Genomic DNA, 17451 nt, shown 5'->3' with positions numbered 1-17451 from the left:
ATGGAATCATGTCGACCAACGAGCATTTGAGTGAACTGATCCGCGCCCGCGACGTAGAGGATTTCGACCGCTGGGCGCTGCCCAGTTTCGACCCCGAACCGGAGCCCCAGGCCGAACCCGAGCCTGAGCCGGAACTGGTCGAAGAAGTCGAGGAAGTGCCGCTGGAAGAAGTCCAGCCGCTGACCCTCGAAGAACTCGAGAGTATCCGCCAGGAGGCCTACAACGAAGGCTTCGCCACCGGCGAACGTGAAGGTTTCCACAGTACCCAGCTCAAGGTCCGCCAGGAAGCCGAAGTGGCGCTGACTGCCAAGCTGGTCAGCCTCGAGCAACTGATGGGCAACCTGCTGGAACCGATTGCCGAGCAGGATGCGCAGATCGAAAAACAGTTGGTGCAACTGGTCAGCCATATCGCCCGCGAGGTGATCGGCCGCGAGCTGCAAACCGACTCCAGCCAGATCACCCATGTCCTGCGTGAAGCCCTCAAGTTGCTGCCCATGGGCGCCGAGAACATCCGCATCCACGTCAATCCGCAAGACTTCGCCCTGGCCAAGGCCCTGCGCGAGCGTCATGAGGAAAACTGGCGCCTGCTCGAAGACGACAGTCTGCAAGCGGGCGGTTGCTGGATCGAAACGGCCCATAGCCGCATCGATGCCACGGTGGAAACCCGTATCGAAAAAGCCATGAAGCAGCTGTTCGACCAATTGCACGACCAGGGCCTGCACCCGGCCGCGCCGGACTTGCACGTCGAGCTGGAGGCGCCAACCGAGGCGCCGGTCGAAGAAACGGAAACCAGCGATGCGCCTTGAGCGAACCAGTTTCGGCAAGCGCCTTGAAACCTATGTCGATGCCATCCGCCTGCCGAGCCAGCCGGTGGTCGAAGGTCGCCTGCTGCGTATGGTCGGCCTGACCCTCGAAGCCGAAGGTCTGCGCGCCGCGGTCGGCAGTCGCTGCCTGGTGATCAACGACGACAGTTATCACCCGGTGGAGGTCGAGGCCGAGGTCATGGGCTTTGCCGGCGGCAAGATATTCCTGATGCCGGTGGGCAGTGTTGCCGGTATCGCGCCTGGCGCGCGGGTGGTGCCGCTGGATGACAGCGGTCGTCTGCCCATGGGCATGAGCATGCTCGGGCGGGTGCTGGATGGCGCTGGCCGGGCACTCGACGGCAAAGGCGGGATGAAGGCCGAGGACTGGGTGCCGATGGATGGTCCAACCATCAACCCGCTCAACCGCGATCCCATCAGCCAGCCGCTGGACGTGGGTATCCGCAGTATCAATGGCCTGCTCACGGTCGGCCGTGGACAACGTCTCGGTTTGTTCGCCGGTACCGGCGTGGGTAAGAGTGTGCTGCTGGGCATGATGACCCGCTTCACCGAGGCCGACATCATCGTCGTCGGCCTGATCGGCGAGCGGGGCCGCGAGGTGAAGGAGTTCATCGAGCACATCCTGGGTACCGAGGGTCTCAAGCGCTCGGTGGTGGTGGCGTCACCTGCGGACGACGCGCCGCTGATGCGTCTGCGTGCGGCGATGTACTGCACGCGGATCGCCGAGTATTTCCGCGACAAGGGCAAGAACGTCCTGCTGCTGATGGACTCGTTGACCCGTTTCGCCCAGGCCCAGCGGGAAATCGCCCTGGCCATCGGCGAGCCGCCAGCGACCAAGGGTTATCCGCCATCGGTGTTCGCCAAGCTGCCCAAGCTGGTGGAGCGCGCGGGTAACGGTGAGGCGGGCGGTGGTTCGATCACCGCGTTCTACACCGTGTTGTCCGAAGGTGACGACCAGCAGGACCCGATCGCCGACTCGGCGCGGGGCGTGCTCGATGGCCACATCGTGCTGTCACGCCGCCTGGCCGAGGAAGGGCATTACCCGGCCATCGATATCGAGGCGTCCATCAGCCGGGTCATGCCGCAGGTGGTCACGCCTGAGCAGATGACCCAGGCCCAGCAGTTCAAGCAGCTCTGGTCGCGGTTGTCACAAAGCCGCGACCTTATCAGCGTCGGCGCCTATGTCGCCGGTGGCGACAAGGAAACCGACCTGGCGATTTCCCTGCAGCCTCGGCTCGTGCACTTCTTGCGTCAGGGGCTCAACGACAACGTTGGCCTGGCCCAGAGTCGCGAGCACCTGGCGAGCGTCTTCACGCCGCTGGCTGCGGGCTGATAGCGTATGGCCCAGCCCAGTCGAGCCGCCCGCCTGGTTCCGGTGGTGGAAATGGCCGAGGACGCCGAGCGCAAGGCCGCCCAGCGCCTCGGGCAATTCCAGCAGCAGGTCAATATGGCCATGGCCAAGCTCGCCGAACTCGACCAGTTCCGTTCCGATTACCAGCAGCAGTGGATGCAGCGGGGCGGGCAGGGTGTGAGCAGTAACTGGCTGGTGGGTTTCCAGCGCTTCCTCGGCCAGCTCGACACTGCGGTGGCCCAGCAGAACCAGAGCCTGATCTGGCACCAGAACAATCTCAATAGCGCCCGCGCGACCTGGCAGGAGGCCTACGCGCGCGTCGAAGGCCTGCGCAAGCTGGTCCAGCGCTATATCGAAGAAGCCCGTCTGATCGAAGACAAGCGCGAGCAGAAACTGCTCGACGAGTTGTCCCAGCGCCTCCCCCGACACGACCGTTTCTGAGGCTGAAGGCATTGGTCGGCGCGGGTTGCCGGGCCGCTGGCGGACTGCTAAACCTAAATACAGTCTGCACTCGCCATCATCGAAGGAACGCGCATATGGCCGTTGAATCCGTGTACTCAAGGGATGAGAACAAGCTGACGATCAAGGTCAAGGGTCGTTTCGATTTCGGCACCCACCAGACCTTTCGTGACGCCTACGAGCGCCAGGCGGTCAAGCCTGAGAGCGTGGAGGTGGACCTGAGGGATGCCACCTACCTGGACAGCTCGGCGCTGGGCATGTTGCTGTTGTTGAGGGATCACGTTGGCGGCGAGGAGCCGAACGTCAGCGTGGTCAACGCCAGCTCGGACGTGCGCAAGATCCTCGCCATTTCCAATTTTGAAAAACTGTTCAATATCAGTTGAGTGCGACCATGAGCAGTTCCCCCGCGCTCACCGTCCTGATTGCTGAAGACGGTGCAACTGACCGTCTCCTGCTGGCGACCATCGTCCGCAAGCAGGGGCATAGGGTGCTCACCGCCGAGAACGGTGAGCGCGCCGTGGCGCTGTTCGTCGAGCAGCGCCCGCAACTGGTGTTGCTCGATGCGGTCATGCCGGTGATGGACGGTTTCGAGGCGGCGCGGCGGATCAAGGCGCTGGCCGGCGAGGAGCTGGTGCCGATCATCTTCCTCACGTCGCTGACCGAGGATGAAGCGTTGGTGCGCTGCCTGGAGGCGGGCGGCGACGACTTTCTGGCCAAGCCCTACAGTCCGGTGGTGCTGGCCGCCAAGATCAAGGCCATGGATCGCCTGCGCCGCCTGCAGGCCACGGTGCTGGAGCAGCGCGACCAGATTTCCCGGCACCATAATCACCTGCTCAACGAACAACGGGTAGCCAAGGCGGTGTTCGACCAGGTGGCCCACGCCGGCTGCCTGAGCGCGCCGAATATCCGCTACCTGCAATCACCCTATGCGCTGTTCAACGGCGACCTGCTGCTGGCGGCGTTCACCCCGACCGGCGAGATGCACGTGCTGCTCGGTGATTTCACCGGCCACGGTTTGCCGGCGGCAGTCGGTGCCATGCCGCTGGCCGAGGTGTTCTACGGCATGACCGCCAAGGGCTATGGCCTGGCCGAGACCCTGCGGGAGATGAACGCCAAGCTCAAGCGCATCCTGCCGGTGGACATGTTCTGCTGCGCGTTGTTGCTCAACCTGAGTTTCGAGCGGCGCATGGTGGAGGTGTGGAACGGCGGCATGCCCGACGCCTACTTGCTGCCTGCTGCCGGCGGCCAGGCCATGCCGCTGGTGTCCCGGCATTTGCCGCTGGGCATCTTGCCCTCCGAGCAGTTCGACGAACACACCGATGTCTTGCCGTTGACGCTCGGTGACCGCTTGTTCCTGCTGTCCGATGGTGTGGTGGACACCTGCGACGAGAGCGACCAGTTGTTCGGCGTCGAGCGTTTGCAGCAGGTGTTCGCCGACAACCGAGAGCCCGAGCACCTGTTCGAGGACGTGCTGCAAGCGCTGGAGCGCTTTCGCGGACGCTCGCGGGATGACGTCAGCATGCTGGAAATCACCGTGGTCGCTCCGGGCCAGTTGGCCCCGCCGCCCGTGGTGTATTCCGACAGCGGCCAGTCCAGTCCGCTGGATTGGTCGCTGTCATTCGAATTTCGTGCCCAGACCCTCAAGCGTTTCAATCCCTTGCCTTACCTGATGCAGGTGCTGCAGGAGATCCATGGTCTGCGCGGGCAAAGCGGTGCGTTGCACAGTGTGCTCAGCGAACTGTATTCCAACGCGCTCGAGCATGGCGTGCTGGGACTGGACTCGGCGCTCAAGCGCGACGCCGATGGCTTCGCCGCGTACTACCACGAGCGCAACCGGCGTTTGCAGGCCCTCGACAGCGGTCATATCCGCCTTCATTTGAAGGTGGAACCCTGGGAAGGAGGCGGGCGTCTCATTCTTGAAGTCGAGGACAGCGGCAATGGCTTCGATGTGAGTAAAGTACGCGGGCCGCCCGAAGTGGAGCAGCGTCTGTGTGGCCGGGGCCTGAACCTGGTACGCCGCCTTGGCCGGCAGGCCGAGTGGGCCGATGGCGGACGCCGCGCACGCGTGGAGTTCGCGTGGGGCGCTCTGGCATAATCCAACTTGATCAAGGAGTGAACAAGTGTCCGATATTCATATTGACCGCAAGGTGTTGAGCGACCTTCAGGAGGTCATGGAAGGTGGCTACCTCAACCTGCTCGAAACCTTTCTCGCCGACTCCGAGGAGCGTTTGCGCCAGCTCTACAAAGCCCGTAACGCCGAGCAACTGGGTCAGGCCGCGCACAGCCTCAAGGGCAGTAGCAGTAACATGGGGGCGGTCGAACTGGCCGAACTGTGCCGGCAGCTCGAGGAGCGCGTCAGGAAGCAATCGCTGTTTGGCATCGAGGACCTGATCAATCGCATCGACCGCGAATTCACCGCGGTTCGTCAACTCTATCGCGCCGAACGGGAGCGTGTCCTGGTTGGCTGACCCAATGAAGTCGCGCCAGGCTGGCTAACCTGGCGCGACTTTTGCGTAGGCTTCGCTATTCGTGATGACGAGCTTCTGTAGCGGAGACCTTTTTCATGCCCGTCGCTTCAAACCCATTGCTGCAAACCGGTGTCGCGGCCAAAACCGCACGCGCCCAGGCCAGCAACCTGGACAAGGCCTCGCAAGCCCTCAACGACAAGGGGCCGGACTTTTCCAAGGTCTATGCGCAGCACTCGCGGGACAAGGTCGACGTCAAGGCCGATGCGCCGGTTCGCGACCGCGATGGCGTCGACAAGCCGGCGGCAAACACCGGCAAGGCTGACGACAAGGACAACGGCAAGGTTGCCGATAGCGGCAACGATTTGCCTGACGACAAGGACGCCCAGGCGCAGAGCGCGGACAAGGTCGACGACGCCTCCGGCACCGCGAGCGCCGATGGCCAGTCGCTGGACGCCAATCTGGTGGCCGGGCAACTCACCGACGCACCGCAAGGCGCGCAGTTGTTGCAGGCGCAGGCCCAGACCATGGCCCCGGTGATCCAGGCTGCCGCTCAGCAGCCTGCCGCGGCACTGCCGGCGACGCCGGCCGAAGAAGCATTCGATCCCGACAGCGATCCCCTGGCCGACCTGCCGGTGCTGCGTCTGGCTCTGGAGCAGAATGCCCAGGCTCAAGGCACGACCTCCACCCATGCCGCCAAACCCAATGCTCAGCCGGAGACAGCGTCCGGTCAGCCTGCCGTCAATACACTGGCGCAGATGCTTGACCCGAGCGAGGCCGAGGGTGGGAAATCCGAAGGCGGCGAGAAAGCCTTTGCCGGGCTGATCGACGATGGCCTGAAGGACCTCAAGGGCGCGAACAGCGACACCCGTGTTGACGATTTCGCCAACCGCCTGGCTTCCCTGACCCAGGCTGCGACACCGAAGACCGCCAATGCCGTGGCGCCCGCGCCGCTGCACCAGCCGCTGGCAATGAACCAGGGCGGCTGGACCGAGGGCCTGGTCAACCGGGTCATGTACCTCTCCAGTCAGAGCCTCAAGTCGGCGGATATCCAGCTCGAACCTGCCGAACTCGGTCGTCTCGACATCCGCGTCAACCTGGCGTCGGACCAGGCGGCGCAGATCACCTTCACCAGCGGCCACGCCGGGGTGCGCGATGCCCTCGAAGGCCAGGTGCACCGTCTGCGCGAGCTGTTCAACCAGCAGGGCCTGGCCCAGCCGGACGTCAACGTTGCCGATCAATCCCGCGAGCAGCAGAACGGCCGCGAGGATGACACGCCGAAGATGAGTGGCGTGGCAGCCCGCCGCAATGCCGAGGGCGCGGACACCGATGTTGCCGGTGCCACCGCGGCCGTGGAGCAGCAGGTGGTGGTCGGTTCCAGTACGGTGGATTACTTCGCCTGACCGGCATGCGACGGTCCCGTCAGTGCCGTGTTGGCGCGGTCGGGATCGTCGGATGATCTTGCCGCGAAGCGTGGCCCCGAATCTGGCATAACACTTGCTCGCCCACTCGCCATAGTGGAACAAACCTCCTGTGAGTGACGGATTATTGGCATGGCGAAGAGCGAAGCAGTAAAAGACCCCGCCGCAAAAGGCAAACTCAAGCTGATCCTGTTGTTGGTGCTGGCCCTGGTGCTGGCGATCGGTCTGTCGGTGGGCGCGACCTGGTTCTTCCTGCACAAGTCCGACAGCAAACCGGAAGTCGATCCGGCCGCCGCTGCTGCGGCGGCCAACGTCAAGCAGGCGGCCATCTACGAAAGCATGGCGCCCGCCTTCGTCGTCAACTTCAACCAGAACGGCCGTCAGCGCTACATGCAGGTGAGCATCACCATGCAGGCGCGCGACCAGGCTGCGCTGGATGCCCTGAAAGTGCACATGCCGGTGATCCGCAACAACCTGGTGATGCTGTTCTCCGGTCAGGCGTTCGAATCGCTGGCGACCCCGGTCGGCCAGGAGATGCTGCGCCAGAAGGCGACCGCCAGCGTTCAGGAAGTGGCCCAGAAGGAAGTCGGCAAGCTGGTCGTGGACCAGTTGCTGTTCACCAATTTCGTATTGCAGTAGGAGCCGAAGATGGCCGTGCAGGACCTGCTGTCCCAGGATGAAATCGATGCCCTGTTGCATGGGGTCGACGATGGATTGGTGCAAACCGAAGCCAGTGCCGAACCCGGTAGCGTCAAGAGTTACGACCTGACGAGCCAGGACCGGATCGTCCGTGGTCGGATGCCGACCCTGGAAATGATCAACGAGCGTTTCGCCCGTTACACCCGCGTCAGTATGTTCAACCTGCTGCGCCGCTCCGCCGACGTGGCGGTGGGTGGGGTGCAGGTGATGAAGTTTGGCGAGTACGTGCATTCGCTGTACGTCCCCACCAGCCTCAACCTGGTCAAGATCAAGCCGCTGCGCGGCACCTCGCTGTTCATCCTCGACGCCAAGCTGGTGTTCAAGCTGGTGGACAACTTCTTTGGCGGCGACGGCCGTCACGCCAAGATCGAAGGCCGCGAATTCACCCCGACCGAGCTGCGGGTCGTGCGCATGGTGCTGGAACAAGCCTTCGTCGATCTCAAGGAAGCCTGGCAGGCGATCATGCCGGTCAACTTCGAGTACATAAACTCCGAGGTCAACCCGGCCATGGCCAACATCGTTGGCCCGAGCGAGGCGGTGGTGGTGTCGACCTTCCACATCGAACTCGACGGTGGCGGCGGTGACCTGCACGTGACCATGCCGTATTCGATGATCGAGCCGGTGCGGGAAATGCTCGATGCCGGCTTCCAGTCCGACCTGGACGACCAGGACGAGCGTTGGGTCAAGGCCCTGCGCGAAGACGTGCTGGACGTCAGCGTGCCGCTCAGTGCCACTGTGGCTCGTCGCCAACTGAAACTGCGCGACATCCTGCACATGCAACCGGGCGACGTGATTCCCGTGGAACTGCCGGAAGACCTGATCGTGCGCGCCAACGGCGTGCCGTCGTTCAAGGCCCGGCTGGGTTCGCACAAAGGTACTCTGGCTCTGCAGATCCGCGAGCCGATCGGCCGGCGCTGAGCGCCGACCCTTCATTAACCGATTTGATTGCCCGTCGAGGACAAGATGGCTGACGAAAACGATATTACTTCCCTGGAAGAGCAGGCTCTGGCCGATGAGTGGGCTGCAGCCCTGAGTGAAACCGGTGATGGCCAGTCCGACATCGACGCCCTGATGGCGGGCGGCGGAGCATCCGGCGGCGCGAGCCGTCTGCCGATGGAAGAGTTCGGCAGCTCGCCGCGTTCCAACGAGGCGGTCAGCCTGGAAGGCCCGAACCTGGACGTGATCCTGGATATTCCGGTGAACATTTCCATGGAAGTGGGCAGCACTGAGATCAACATCCGCAACCTGCTGCAGCTCAACCAGGGCTCGGTGATCGAACTCGACCGCCTGGCCGGTGAGCCGCTGGACGTGCTGGTCAACGGCACGCTGATCGCCCATGGCGAGGTGGTGGTGGTCAACGAGAAGTTCGGTATCCGCCTGACTGACGTGATCAGCCCGAGCGAACGCATCAAGAAGCTGCGCTGAGTGAAACGGCTCTTCTCCCTGGGGATTGCTGCGGCCGGCCTGCTCTGGTTGCCGCTGGTCAGCGCCGCGCAAGTGGGTGCCACGCCGGCGGCGTCGGTGGTGGCGCCGGCCACCACCGGTAGCGTGGCGGGGCAACTGACGCAACTGGTGCTCGGCCTGCTGCTGGTGCTGGGGCTGATTTTCTTCCTCGCCTGGCTGTTGCGTCGCATGCAGAACGCCGCGCCGGCCGCCAATCAGGTGATCCAGGTGATTGGCAGCCGTCAGGTCGGTCCGCGTGACCGCCTGCTGCTGGTGCAGGTGGGCAATGAGCAAGTGCTCATCGGTCACAGCCCCGGCAGCCTGACTACCCTGCACGTGATGAACGAGCCCGTCGCGGCGCCGGCCAACGCCCGCCCGACCACGCCAGAATTCGCCCAGCGCCTGATGGAGTTGTTGGGCAAGGATCAGAAGGACAAGCCGTAATGGCCGCATTGCGAACGATGTTGACGCTGCTGTTGCTGCTGGCAGCGCCGCTGGCGATGGCGGCCGACCCGCTGTCGATCTCGGCGATCACCCTGTCCAACGGGGCCAACGGCCAGCAGGAGTACTCGGTCAGCCTGCAGATTCTGCTGATCATGACGGCGCTGAGCTTCATCCCGGCGTTCGTCATCCTGATGACCAGCTTCACCCGGATCATCATCGTCTTCTCGATCCTGCGTCAGGCCCTGGGCCTGCAGCAGACGCCATCGAACCAGATCCTTATCGGCCTGACGCTGTTCCTGACCATGTTCATCATGGCCCCGGTGTTCGACCGGGTGAACAAGGACGCCTTGCAGCCGTACCTGGCTGAAACCCTGACCGCGCCGCAGGCCATCGAAAAGGCCCAGGTGCCGCTCAAGGACTTCATGCTCGCGCAGACCCGGCAGAGCGACCTTGATCTATTCATGCGCCTGTCCAAACGGACCGATATCGCCAGCCCCGATCAAGTGCCGCTGACCATCATGGTCCCCGCGTTCGTGACCTCGGAGCTGAAGACCGCGTTCCAGATCGGCTTCATGATCTTCATCCCGTTCCTGATCATCGACCTGGTAGTGGCCAGTGTGCTGATGGCCATGGGTATGATGATGCTGTCGCCGCTGATCATTTCCCTGCCGTTCAAGCTCATGCTGTTCGTGCTGGTGGACGGCTGGGCGCTGATCATCGGCACCCTGGCGGGCAGCTTCGGCGGCGTGTAGCGGCCGCAAGCCCTGGAGAAGAACATGACCCCTGAAGTCGCTGTCGACCTGTTCCGCGATGCGCTGTGGCTGACCACCATGATGGTCGCCGTGCTGGTCATTCCGAGCCTGGTGGTGGGCCTGCTGGTGGCCATGTTCCAGGCCGCCACCCAGATCAACGAACAGACCCTGAGCTTCCTGCCGCGCCTGCTGGTGATGCTGACCACCCTGATCGTCGCCGGGCCTTGGCTGGTGCAGAAGTTCATGGAATACATCCTGTCGTTGTACGGCAGCATCCCGCAGTTGATCGGCTGAGCGGCCCGTGCTCGAACTGACGGACACGCAGATCGCCACATGGGTGGCCAGCTTCATGCTGCCGCTGTTTCGCGTGGCGGCGGTGCTGATGACCATGCCGGTGTTCGGTACCACGTTGGTGCCGACGCGGGTGCGCCTGTATTTCGCAGTGGCCATCACCGTGGTCATTGCCCCGGCCCTGCCGCCGATGCCGCCGGTGCAGGCGCTCGACCTCAGCGCGCTGCTGCTGATCGCCGAGCAGATCATCATCGGCGCGCTGTTCGGCCTGGCCCTGCAACTGCTTTTCCAGGCGTTCGTGATCGCAGGTCAAGTCGTCGCGATCCAGATGGGCCTGGCGTTCGCCTCGATGGTCGACCCGGCCAACGGCGTCAACACCACTGTGATCAGCCAGTTCCTGACCATGCTGGTGACCTTGCTGTTCCTGGCGATGAACGGGCACCTGGTGGTGCTGGAAATCCTCACCGAAAGTTTCACCACGTTGCCCGTGGGTGGCGGCCTGGTGGTCAATCACTTCTGGGACATGGCCGGGCGCCTCGGTTGGGTGCTGGGGGCGGCGCTGCTGCTGGTGCTGCCGGCGATCACCGCGCTGCTGGTGATCAACATCGCGTTTGGTGTGATGACCCGCGCCGCGCCGCAACTGAACATCTTCTCCATCGGTTTTCCCATGACCCTGGTGCTGGGCATGGCAATTTTCTGGATCGGCCTGGCCGATATCCTTTCCCACTACCAGTCAATGGCGTCCGAGGCGCTGCAATGGCTGCGTGAACTGGCACGGGCGCGCTGAGCATGGCAGAGAGCGAAAGCGGTCAGGACAAAACAGAAGACCCCACCGAGAAACGCAAGAACGACTCGCGGGAGAAGGGCGAGATTGCCCGTTCCAAAGAGCTGAACACCGTGGCGGTGATGCTCGCCGGGGCGGGTGGGCTGCTGTCGTTCGGCGGTTACCTGGCCGAGGCGTTGATGGAAATCATGCGCAGCAATTTCAGCCTGTCTCGCGAAGTGCTGATGGATGAGCGTTACATGGGTATCTTCCTGCTGTCATCGGGCAAGCTGGCGATCCTTGCGACCCAGCCGGTGCTGTTGGTGCTGCTGCTGGCCGCCTTGCTCGGGCCGATCGCCCTCGGCGGCTGGCTGTTCGCAGCGGGCACCATGGCGCCCAAATTCAGCCGGATGAACCCGCTCGCGGGGATCAAGCGCATGTTCTCCATGCACTCGCTGGCTGAGTTGCTCAAGGCCCTGGCCAAGTTCTTCGTGATTCTGCTGGTGGCGTTGGCGGTGTTGTCCTCGGACCGCGATGACCTGCTGGCGATCGCCAATGAGCCGCTGGATCAGGCGATCATCCACAGTGTTCAGGTGGTGGGCTGGAGCGCCTTGTGGATGGCCTGCGGGCTGTTGCTGATCGCGGCGGTGGATGTGCCGATCCAGCTCTGGCAGGCGAAGCAGAAGCTGATGATGACCAAGCAGGAAGTGCGCGACGAATACAAGGACACCGAGGGTAAACCGGAGGTCAAGCAGCGTATTCGTCAGGTCCAGCGCGAGATGTCGCAGCGCCGGATGATGGCCGCCGTGCCCGAGGCCGACGTGATCATTACCAACCCGACCCACTACGCCGTGGCGCTCAAATACGACCCGGACAAGGGCTCGGCGCCGCTGTTGCTGGCCAAGGGCACCGACTTCATCGCCCTGAAAATCCGCGAGATTGCGGTGCAGCACAATATCCAGTTGCTGGAGTCGCCGGCGCTGGCGCGGTCGATCTACTACTCCACCGAGCTGGAAGAGGAGATTCCCGCGGGGTTGTACCTGGCGGTGGCCCAGGTGCTGGCCTACGTCTATCAGATCCGCCAGCACCAGGCAGGCAAGGGCAAGCCGCCGGAGCCGCTCAAGGATCTGCCGATTCCCCCGGATTTGCGCCGCGATTCCTGATTTTTCGGCTGCCTTCGCGGGCCTCATCGCTGGCAAGCCAGCTCCCACAAGGTCCTGTGTGAGACGCGTTGTGGGAGCTGGCTTGCCAGCGATAGCGTCCAGGAGAGCAGCACCCCCCTGCAAAGTTGGAAAGGTTCTTGCAGAGAGCAGCGCCAAGCGCCTCCGTGGCGTCAAAAGTTTTGCTTGATGAGGACAACCGGTGGATCGCACTCAGTTAATCAACAGCGCGCGGAGCAATCTCAGCGGCCTGGGCAAGGGCAACCTCGGGGTGCCGTTGCTGCTGCTGATCATGCTGGCAATGATGATGTTGCCAATCCCGCCGTTCCTGCTCGACGTGTTCTTCACCTTCAACATCGCATTGTCCATCGTTGTCCTGCTGGTCTGCGTGTACGCCCTGCGTCCCCTGGATTTCGCCGCGTTCCCGACCATCCTGCTGGTGGCGACCCTGTTGCGCCTGGCGCTGAACGTGGCGTCCACCCGGGTCGTGCTGCTCCACGGCCATGACGGTCACGGCGCCGCCGGTAAGGTGATCCAGGCCTTCGGTGACGTGGTTATCGGCGGTAACTACGTGGTTGGTATCGTGGTCTTCGCGATCCTGATGATCATCAACTTCGTCGTGGTGACCAAGGGTGCCGGCCGTATCTCCGAGGTGAGCGCGCGCTTCACCCTCGATGCGATGCCCGGCAAGCAAATGGCCATCGACGCTGACCTCAATGCCGGCCTGATCGACCAGAACCAGGCCAAGGCCCGCCGTGCCGAAGTGGCCCAGGAAGCCGAGTTCTACGGTTCCATGGACGGCGCGAGCAAGTTTGTTCGCGGTGACGCCATCGCCGGCCTGCTGATTCTGTTCATCAACCTGATCGGCGGTATGGCCATCGGTATGGTCCAGCACGGCATGACCTTCGGCGACGCCGGCAGGGTCTACGCGCTGCTGACCATCGGTGACGGTTTGGTGGCGCAATTGCCATCGCTGCTGCTGTCCACCGCCGCCGCGATCATGGTGACCCGTGCTTCCGGTTCGGAAGACATGGGCAAGCAGATCAACCGGCAGATGTTCGACTCGCCGAAGGCGCTGGCGGTTTCCGCCGCGATCATGATCGTCATGGGCCTGGTGCCGGGCATGCCGCACATAGCCTTCCTCAGCCTCGGCGCGATGGCCGCGGGTGGCGCCTACCTGCTGTGGAAGAAGCAGAATCAGGTCAAGGTCAAGGCCGCCCAGGAAGTCCAGCGCCAGCAAGACCTGCTGCCGTCGCCACAGCGCGCCGCTGACACCAAGGAGTTGGGCTGGGACGACGTGACCCCGATCGACATGATCGGTCTGGAAGTGGGTTACCGCCTGATTCCGCTGGTGGACCGCAACCAGGGCGGGCAATTGCTGGCGCGGATCAAGGGGGTGCGCAAGAAGCTGTCCCAGGACCTGGGCTTCCTCATGCCCACCGTGCACATCCGCGACAACCTCGATCTGGCGCCCAGTACCTATCGCCTGACCTTGATGGGGGTGATCCTGGCCGAGGCGGAGATCTATCCAGAGCGGGAGATGGCGATCAACCCGGGGCAGGTGTTCGGCACCCTCAACGGGATCGCCGCGCGGGATCCGGCCTTTGGCCTGGAGGCGGTGTGGATCGACGTCAGTCAGCGCGGTCAGGCGCAGTCGCTGGGCTACACCGTGGTGGACGCCAGCACTGTGGTCGCCACCCACCTCAACCAGATTCTCTACAAGCACTGCCATGAGCTGATCGGCCACGAAGAAGTCCAGCAACTGCTGCAGGTGCTGGCCAAGGGTTCACCGAAACTGGCCGAAGAAATCGTGCCCGGCGTGCTGCCGTTGTCGGGGCTGCTCAAGGTGCTGCAGGCGTTGCTCTCGGAACAGGTTCCTGTCAGGGATATCCGTACGATCGCCGAGGCAATCGCGAACAACGCCAGCAAGAGTCAAGATACCGCCGCGTTGGTCGCTGCGGTCCGCGTCGGATTGTGTCGCGCTATCGTGCAAAGCATTGTCGGGACTGAGTCCGAGCTTCCTGTGATCACCCTTGAACCAAGGTTGGAACAGATTTTGCTCAATAGTCTGCAAAGGGCCGGGCAAGGTCAGGAAGACGGTGTTCTTCTTGAGCCAAGCATGGCTGAAAAGCTTCAGCGCTCGTTGATCGAGGCAGCCCAGCGTCAGGAGATGCAGGGTCAGCCGGCCATCCTGCTGGTTGCAGGACCGATCCGGGCCATGCTGTCGCGCTTCGGTCGCCTGGCTGTACCGAATTTGCATGTTTTGGCGTATCAGGAAATACCTGACAACAAGCAAGTCACCATCGTTGCCACAGTAGGCCCCAACGGCTGAGGTAGTGGGTTATGCAAGTTAAGCGTTTTTTCGCCGCCGATATGCGTCAAGCCATGAAGCTGGTTCGTGATGAGCTGGGGGCTGATGCCGCCATCATCGGCAACCGACGGATTGCTGGCGGTGTCGAGCTGACGGCTGCGCTGGACTACAAGCTGTCTGCCCTGTCGCCGCGGGTGCCGAACGTCGAGCTGGAAGACGAACTGCGCAAGACTCAGTCGCGCATCGCTACCGCCCAGGCCGAGCTGACCACCCGCAACGAAAGTGACACGGGCAACCGCCAGTTGTTCGCCGGCCTGCCGCTGACCGCCTCCGAGCCGCTGGTCGAGTCCCGCGCGGCAGAGCTGCCACCGGCGCCTGTCGCACCGGTAGCCGCGCCGATCGATCAGCGCCTGTTCGACACCATGCGCTCCGAGCTGTCCGGCCTGCGCGAACTGCTGGAAGTCCAGCTCGGCTCGCTGGCCTGGACCCAGTTGCAAGGCAGCAAGCCGCACCAGGCCAACCTCTGGCGCCGCCTGCAGCGGATCGGCCTGTCCGGCCCGCTGTCCCGCGACCTGCTCAACCTGACCGTCGATATCGAAGACCCGCGCCACGGCTGGCGGATGCTGCTCGCTCACCTGGCGCGCATGATCCATGTGCCGGAAGTCGAGCCGATCGAAGAGGGTGGAGTAATTGCCATGGTCGGCCCGGCCGGCATGGGCAAGACCACCACCCTGGCCAAGCTGGCCGCGCGTTACGTGCTCAAGTACGGCGCGCAGAACCTGGCGCTGGTCAGCATGGACAGTTTCCGTATCGGTGCCCAGGAGCAGCTCAAGACGCTCGGGCGCATCCTCAACGTTTCGGTGACCCACGTCGATCCTGGCCAGTCCCTGGCCCAGGCGCTGGAACCGTTGCTGCGCAAACGCGTGGTGCTGATCGATACCGCCGGCCTGCAGGCCAGCGATCCGGCCCTGCGCATGCAGCTTGAAACACTGGCCGGGCGCGGTATCCACGCCCGGAACTATCTGGTGCTGGCAACGACCAGCCAGAAGCAGGTGCTGACCGCCGCCTACCACAGCTACAAACGCTGCGGCCTGGCCGGTTGCATCCTGACCAAACTCGATGAAACCGCCAGCTTGGGCGAAGTCCTGAGCCTGGCCATCAGTCACGAATTGCCAGTGGCCTATCTCACCGATGGCCCGCGCATTCCTGACGACTTGCACCTGCCGCGCCGTCACCAGTTGGTGAGCCGTGCGGTCAGTGTGCAGATGCAGGACGAGCCGAGCGAAGAGGCCATGGCCGATATGTTCGCCGACCTGTACCACAGTGACGGCAAACGCGTCGGCTGAGGTGGATATGTTTCAGTTGCAAAGTACCTACATCACAGGGTCTGCCGGGCATTTTTCAGTTGTTCCAGGGGCAGCCAGTCATGTGGCCTCGGTCTAAGCAAGACAAGGTAAAGAACAAATATGGGTAGCATGCATCCCGTACAGGTGATCGCCGTGACCGGCGGCAAAGGTGGCGTCGGCAAGACCAACGTGTCAGTGAATCTGTCGCTGGCGCTGGCTGAACTCGGCCGTCGCGTCATGCTGTTGGACGCCGACCTTGGCCTGGCCAATGTCGACGTACTGCTCGGGCTCACCCCCAAACGCACCCTGGCTGATGTCATCGAAGGTCGTTGCGAGCTGCGCGATGTGCTCCTGCAGGGGCCTGGCGGCGTGCGCATCGTGCCGGCCGCTTCCGGCACCCAGAGCATGGTGCACCTGGGGCCTGCCCAGCACGCGGGCCTGATCCAGGCATTCAGCGAGATCGGTGACAACCTCGACGTGCTGGTGATCGACACCGCCGCGGGGATTGGCGAGTCGGTCGTGAGTTTTGTCCGCGCAGCCCAGGAAGTACTCCTGGTGGTCTGTGACGAGCCGACTTCGATCACTGACGCCTACGCCCTGATCAAGCTGCTCAACCGTGATTACGGCATGAACCGTTTCCGCGTCCTGGCAAACATGGCGCAGAGTCCGCAGGAAGGGCGCAATCTGTTCGCCAAGTTGACCAAGGTCACGGATCGCTTCCTGGATGTGGCCCTACAATACGTCGGGGCAGTTCCCTACGACGAGTGCGTGCGCAAGGCTGTGCAGAAGCAGCGAGCGGTCTATGAAGCCTTTCCGCGTTCCAAGTGCGCGCTGGCGTTCAAGGCGATCGCCCAGAAGGTCGATAGCTGGCCGCTGCCAGCCAATCCGCGCGGGCATCTGGAGTTTTTCGTTGAGCGTCTGGTGCAGCCTACCAGCGCGGGTCCTGTGCTATGAGCGCGAGCGGTTATCGGATGTACAGCAAGGCCTCGCGTGACGCCCAGTACGAGCTGATCGAGCGTTATGCGCCGTTGGTCAAGCGTATCGCCTACCACCTGCTGGCGCGGTTGCCGGCCAGCGTGCAGGTGGAAGACCTGATTCAGGCCGGGATGATCGGCCTGCTCGAAGTCTCCAACAAGTACGACTCGAGCAAGGGCGCCAGTTTCGAGACCTACGCTGGCATCCGCATCCGCGGCGCCATGCTCGATGAAGTACGCAAGGGTGACTGGGCGCCGCGTTCGGTGCACCGCAATACCCGCATGGTAAGCGACGCGATTCGTGCAATTGAGGCAAAAACCGGTCGTGACGCTAAAGATCACGAGGTTGCTGCCGAACTTCAATTGAGTCTCGATGATTACTACGGGATTTTGAACGATACCTTGGGCAGCCGCCTGTTCAGTTTCGACGACCTGTTGCAGGACGGCGAACATGAAGGCCTGCACGAGGACGGTGCCAGTGCCCAGCTCGAGCCTTCGCGCGATCTGGAAGACGAGCGCTTTCAGGCAGCCTTGGCCGATGCAATCGCCAACCTGCCTGAACGTGAACGGCTGGTGTTGGCGCTGTACTACGACGAAGAGCTGAACCTCAAGGAAATCGGTGAGGTCCTGGGGGTCAGCGAGTCACGCGTCAGCCAGTTGCATAGCCAGTGTGCGGCGCGTCTGCGCAGCCGGCTGGGGGAATGGCGGGCGCGTTGAGCACAGCTTCGATGCAGTCGTAATACCGTGGTGC

At 63.2% G+C, this 17451-nt stretch carries 19 protein-coding genes; all 19 read left to right on the top strand.

Annotated elements, in window-relative coordinates; translation table 11 throughout:
* Positions 1 to 8: 8 nt before the first annotated feature.
* The 19 genes from fliH to fliA all read left to right on the top strand — a co-directional run bounded on the left by fliH (position 9) and on the right by fliA (position 17417).
* Entirely contained in the window at positions 9 to 806 is a 798-nt protein-coding gene (fliH, locus tag DM374_RS08360; RefSeq protein WP_110969439.1) for a flagellar assembly protein FliH, read from the top strand.
* Positions 796 to 2154 (top strand): flagellar protein export ATPase FliI, encoded by a 1359-nt coding sequence (gene fliI, locus DM374_RS08355; RefSeq protein ID WP_110969438.1) that lies wholly within the window; start codon positions 796 to 798, stop codon positions 2152 to 2154. Before fliH ends, fliI begins: the two co-directional genes overlap by 11 nt.
* 6 nt (positions 2155 to 2160) lie before the next feature.
* Positions 2161 to 2613, top strand: a complete 453-nt coding sequence (gene fliJ, locus DM374_RS08350; RefSeq protein ID WP_110969437.1) for a flagellar export protein FliJ — start codon at positions 2161 to 2163, stop codon at positions 2611 to 2613.
* 95 nt (positions 2614 to 2708) lie between these two features.
* Entirely contained in the window at positions 2709 to 3014 is a 306-nt protein-coding gene (locus DM374_RS08345; protein ID WP_110969436.1) for an STAS domain-containing protein, read from the top strand.
* 8 nt (positions 3015 to 3022) lie between these two features.
* A complete protein-coding gene (locus DM374_RS08340) occupies positions 3023 to 4726 on the top strand; it encodes an ATP-binding SpoIIE family protein phosphatase (protein ID WP_110969435.1) in 1704 nt (567 codons plus the stop codon).
* Between the two features lie 25 nt (positions 4727 to 4751).
* Positions 4752 to 5099 carry an Hpt domain-containing protein gene (locus tag DM374_RS08335; RefSeq protein WP_110969434.1) on the top strand — a complete coding sequence of 116 codons (348 nt, stop codon included), beginning with the start codon at positions 4752 to 4754 and terminating at the stop codon, positions 5097 to 5099.
* Positions 5100 to 5194: 95 nt separating this feature from the next.
* Complete coding sequence (locus tag DM374_RS08330; RefSeq protein WP_110969433.1) at positions 5195 to 6499, top strand: flagellar hook-length control protein FliK; 1305 nt, start codon at positions 5195 to 5197, stop codon at positions 6497 to 6499.
* 150 nt (positions 6500 to 6649) lie between these two features.
* Positions 6650 to 7156 (top strand): flagellar basal body-associated protein FliL, encoded by a 507-nt coding sequence (gene fliL / locus DM374_RS08325; RefSeq protein ID WP_110969432.1) that lies wholly within the window; start codon positions 6650 to 6652, stop codon positions 7154 to 7156.
* Between the two features lie 9 nt (positions 7157 to 7165).
* Entirely contained in the window at positions 7166 to 8134 is a 969-nt protein-coding gene (gene fliM / locus DM374_RS08320; RefSeq protein WP_095156968.1) for a flagellar motor switch protein FliM, read from the top strand.
* A gap of 45 nt (positions 8135 to 8179) precedes the next feature.
* Positions 8180 to 8641: a flagellar motor switch protein FliN gene (gene fliN, locus DM374_RS08315; protein WP_095156969.1), complete on the top strand. Its 462-nt coding sequence runs from the start codon at positions 8180 to 8182 to the stop codon at positions 8639 to 8641.
* Entirely contained in the window at positions 8642 to 9103 is a 462-nt protein-coding gene (fliO, locus tag DM374_RS08310) for a flagellar biosynthetic protein FliO (protein ID WP_110969431.1), read from the top strand.
* Positions 9103 to 9855, top strand: a complete 753-nt coding sequence (gene fliP / locus DM374_RS08305) for a flagellar type III secretion system pore protein FliP (protein WP_110969430.1) — start codon at positions 9103 to 9105, stop codon at positions 9853 to 9855. Before fliO ends, fliP begins: the two co-directional genes overlap by 1 nt.
* Before the next feature lie 24 nt (positions 9856 to 9879).
* Positions 9880 to 10149, top strand: a complete 270-nt coding sequence (gene fliQ / locus DM374_RS08300) for a flagellar biosynthesis protein FliQ (RefSeq protein WP_095156972.1) — start codon at positions 9880 to 9882, stop codon at positions 10147 to 10149.
* Positions 10150 to 10204: 55 nt separating this feature from the next.
* Positions 10205 to 10933: a flagellar biosynthetic protein FliR gene (gene fliR, locus DM374_RS08295; RefSeq protein WP_256587797.1), complete on the top strand. Its 729-nt coding sequence runs from the start codon at positions 10205 to 10207 to the stop codon at positions 10931 to 10933.
* Between the two features lie 2 nt (positions 10934 to 10935).
* Complete coding sequence (gene flhB, locus DM374_RS08290) at positions 10936 to 12072, top strand: flagellar biosynthesis protein FlhB (protein WP_110969429.1); 1137 nt, start codon at positions 10936 to 10938, stop codon at positions 12070 to 12072.
* A gap of 199 nt (positions 12073 to 12271) precedes the next feature.
* Positions 12272 to 14401 carry a flagellar biosynthesis protein FlhA gene (gene flhA, locus DM374_RS08285; protein WP_110969428.1) on the top strand — a complete coding sequence of 710 codons (2130 nt, stop codon included), beginning with the start codon at positions 12272 to 12274 and terminating at the stop codon, positions 14399 to 14401.
* Between the two features lie 11 nt (positions 14402 to 14412).
* On the top strand, positions 14413 to 15726 hold the full coding sequence (gene flhF / locus DM374_RS08280; RefSeq protein ID WP_095156976.1) for a flagellar biosynthesis protein FlhF: 1314 nt from the start codon (positions 14413 to 14415) through the stop codon (positions 15724 to 15726).
* Positions 15727 to 15846: 120 nt separating this feature from the next.
* Positions 15847 to 16680 (top strand): flagellar synthesis regulator FleN, encoded by an 834-nt coding sequence (gene fleN, locus DM374_RS08275; protein ID WP_095156977.1) that lies wholly within the window; start codon positions 15847 to 15849, stop codon positions 16678 to 16680.
* Positions 16677 to 17417, top strand: coding sequence for an RNA polymerase sigma factor FliA (gene fliA / locus DM374_RS08270; protein ID WP_095156978.1), 741 nt, complete (start codon positions 16677 to 16679; stop codon positions 17415 to 17417). The genes fleN and fliA overlap by 4 nt, the downstream gene beginning before the upstream one ends.
* The last annotated feature ends 34 nt before the right edge of the window (positions 17418 to 17451 follow it).

It is taken from the genome of Pseudomonas huaxiensis, assembly GCF_003231275.1.
In the GTDB taxonomy this organism is placed as follows: Bacteria; Pseudomonadota; Gammaproteobacteria; order Pseudomonadales; family Pseudomonadaceae; genus Aquipseudomonas; species Aquipseudomonas huaxiensis.
Note: the sequence above shows the minus strand (reverse complement) of the source record. Positions and strands in the feature narration are given on the sequence as shown.

Coding starts and splice junctions, on each gene's coding strand:
- fliH (WP_110969439.1), top strand. CDS start 9: ATGTCGACCAACGAGCATTTGAGTGAACTGATCCGCGCCCGCGACGTA.
- fliI (WP_110969438.1), top strand. CDS start 796: ATGCGCCTTGAGCGAACCAGTTTCGGCAAGCGCCTTGAAACCTATGTC.
- fliJ (WP_110969437.1), top strand. CDS start 2,161: ATGGCCCAGCCCAGTCGAGCCGCCCGCCTGGTTCCGGTGGTGGAAATG.
- DM374_RS08345 (WP_110969436.1), top strand. CDS start 2,709: ATGGCCGTTGAATCCGTGTACTCAAGGGATGAGAACAAGCTGACGATC.
- DM374_RS08340 (WP_110969435.1), top strand. CDS start 3,023: ATGAGCAGTTCCCCCGCGCTCACCGTCCTGATTGCTGAAGACGGTGCA.
- DM374_RS08330 (WP_110969433.1), top strand. CDS start 5,195: ATGCCCGTCGCTTCAAACCCATTGCTGCAAACCGGTGTCGCGGCCAAA.
- fliL (WP_110969432.1), top strand. CDS start 6,650: ATGGCGAAGAGCGAAGCAGTAAAAGACCCCGCCGCAAAAGGCAAACTC.
- fliM (WP_095156968.1), top strand. CDS start 7,166: ATGGCCGTGCAGGACCTGCTGTCCCAGGATGAAATCGATGCCCTGTTG.
- fliN (WP_095156969.1), top strand. CDS start 8,180: ATGGCTGACGAAAACGATATTACTTCCCTGGAAGAGCAGGCTCTGGCC.
- fliP (WP_110969430.1), top strand. CDS start 9,103: ATGGCCGCATTGCGAACGATGTTGACGCTGCTGTTGCTGCTGGCAGCG.
- fliQ (WP_095156972.1), top strand. CDS start 9,880: ATGACCCCTGAAGTCGCTGTCGACCTGTTCCGCGATGCGCTGTGGCTG.
- fliR (WP_256587797.1), top strand. CDS start 10,205: ATGCTGCCGCTGTTTCGCGTGGCGGCGGTGCTGATGACCATGCCGGTG.
- flhB (WP_110969429.1), top strand. CDS start 10,936: ATGGCAGAGAGCGAAAGCGGTCAGGACAAAACAGAAGACCCCACCGAG.
- flhF (WP_095156976.1), top strand. CDS start 14,413: ATGCAAGTTAAGCGTTTTTTCGCCGCCGATATGCGTCAAGCCATGAAG.
- fleN (WP_095156977.1), top strand. CDS start 15,847: ATGGGTAGCATGCATCCCGTACAGGTGATCGCCGTGACCGGCGGCAAA.
- fliA (WP_095156978.1), top strand. CDS start 16,677: ATGAGCGCGAGCGGTTATCGGATGTACAGCAAGGCCTCGCGTGACGCC.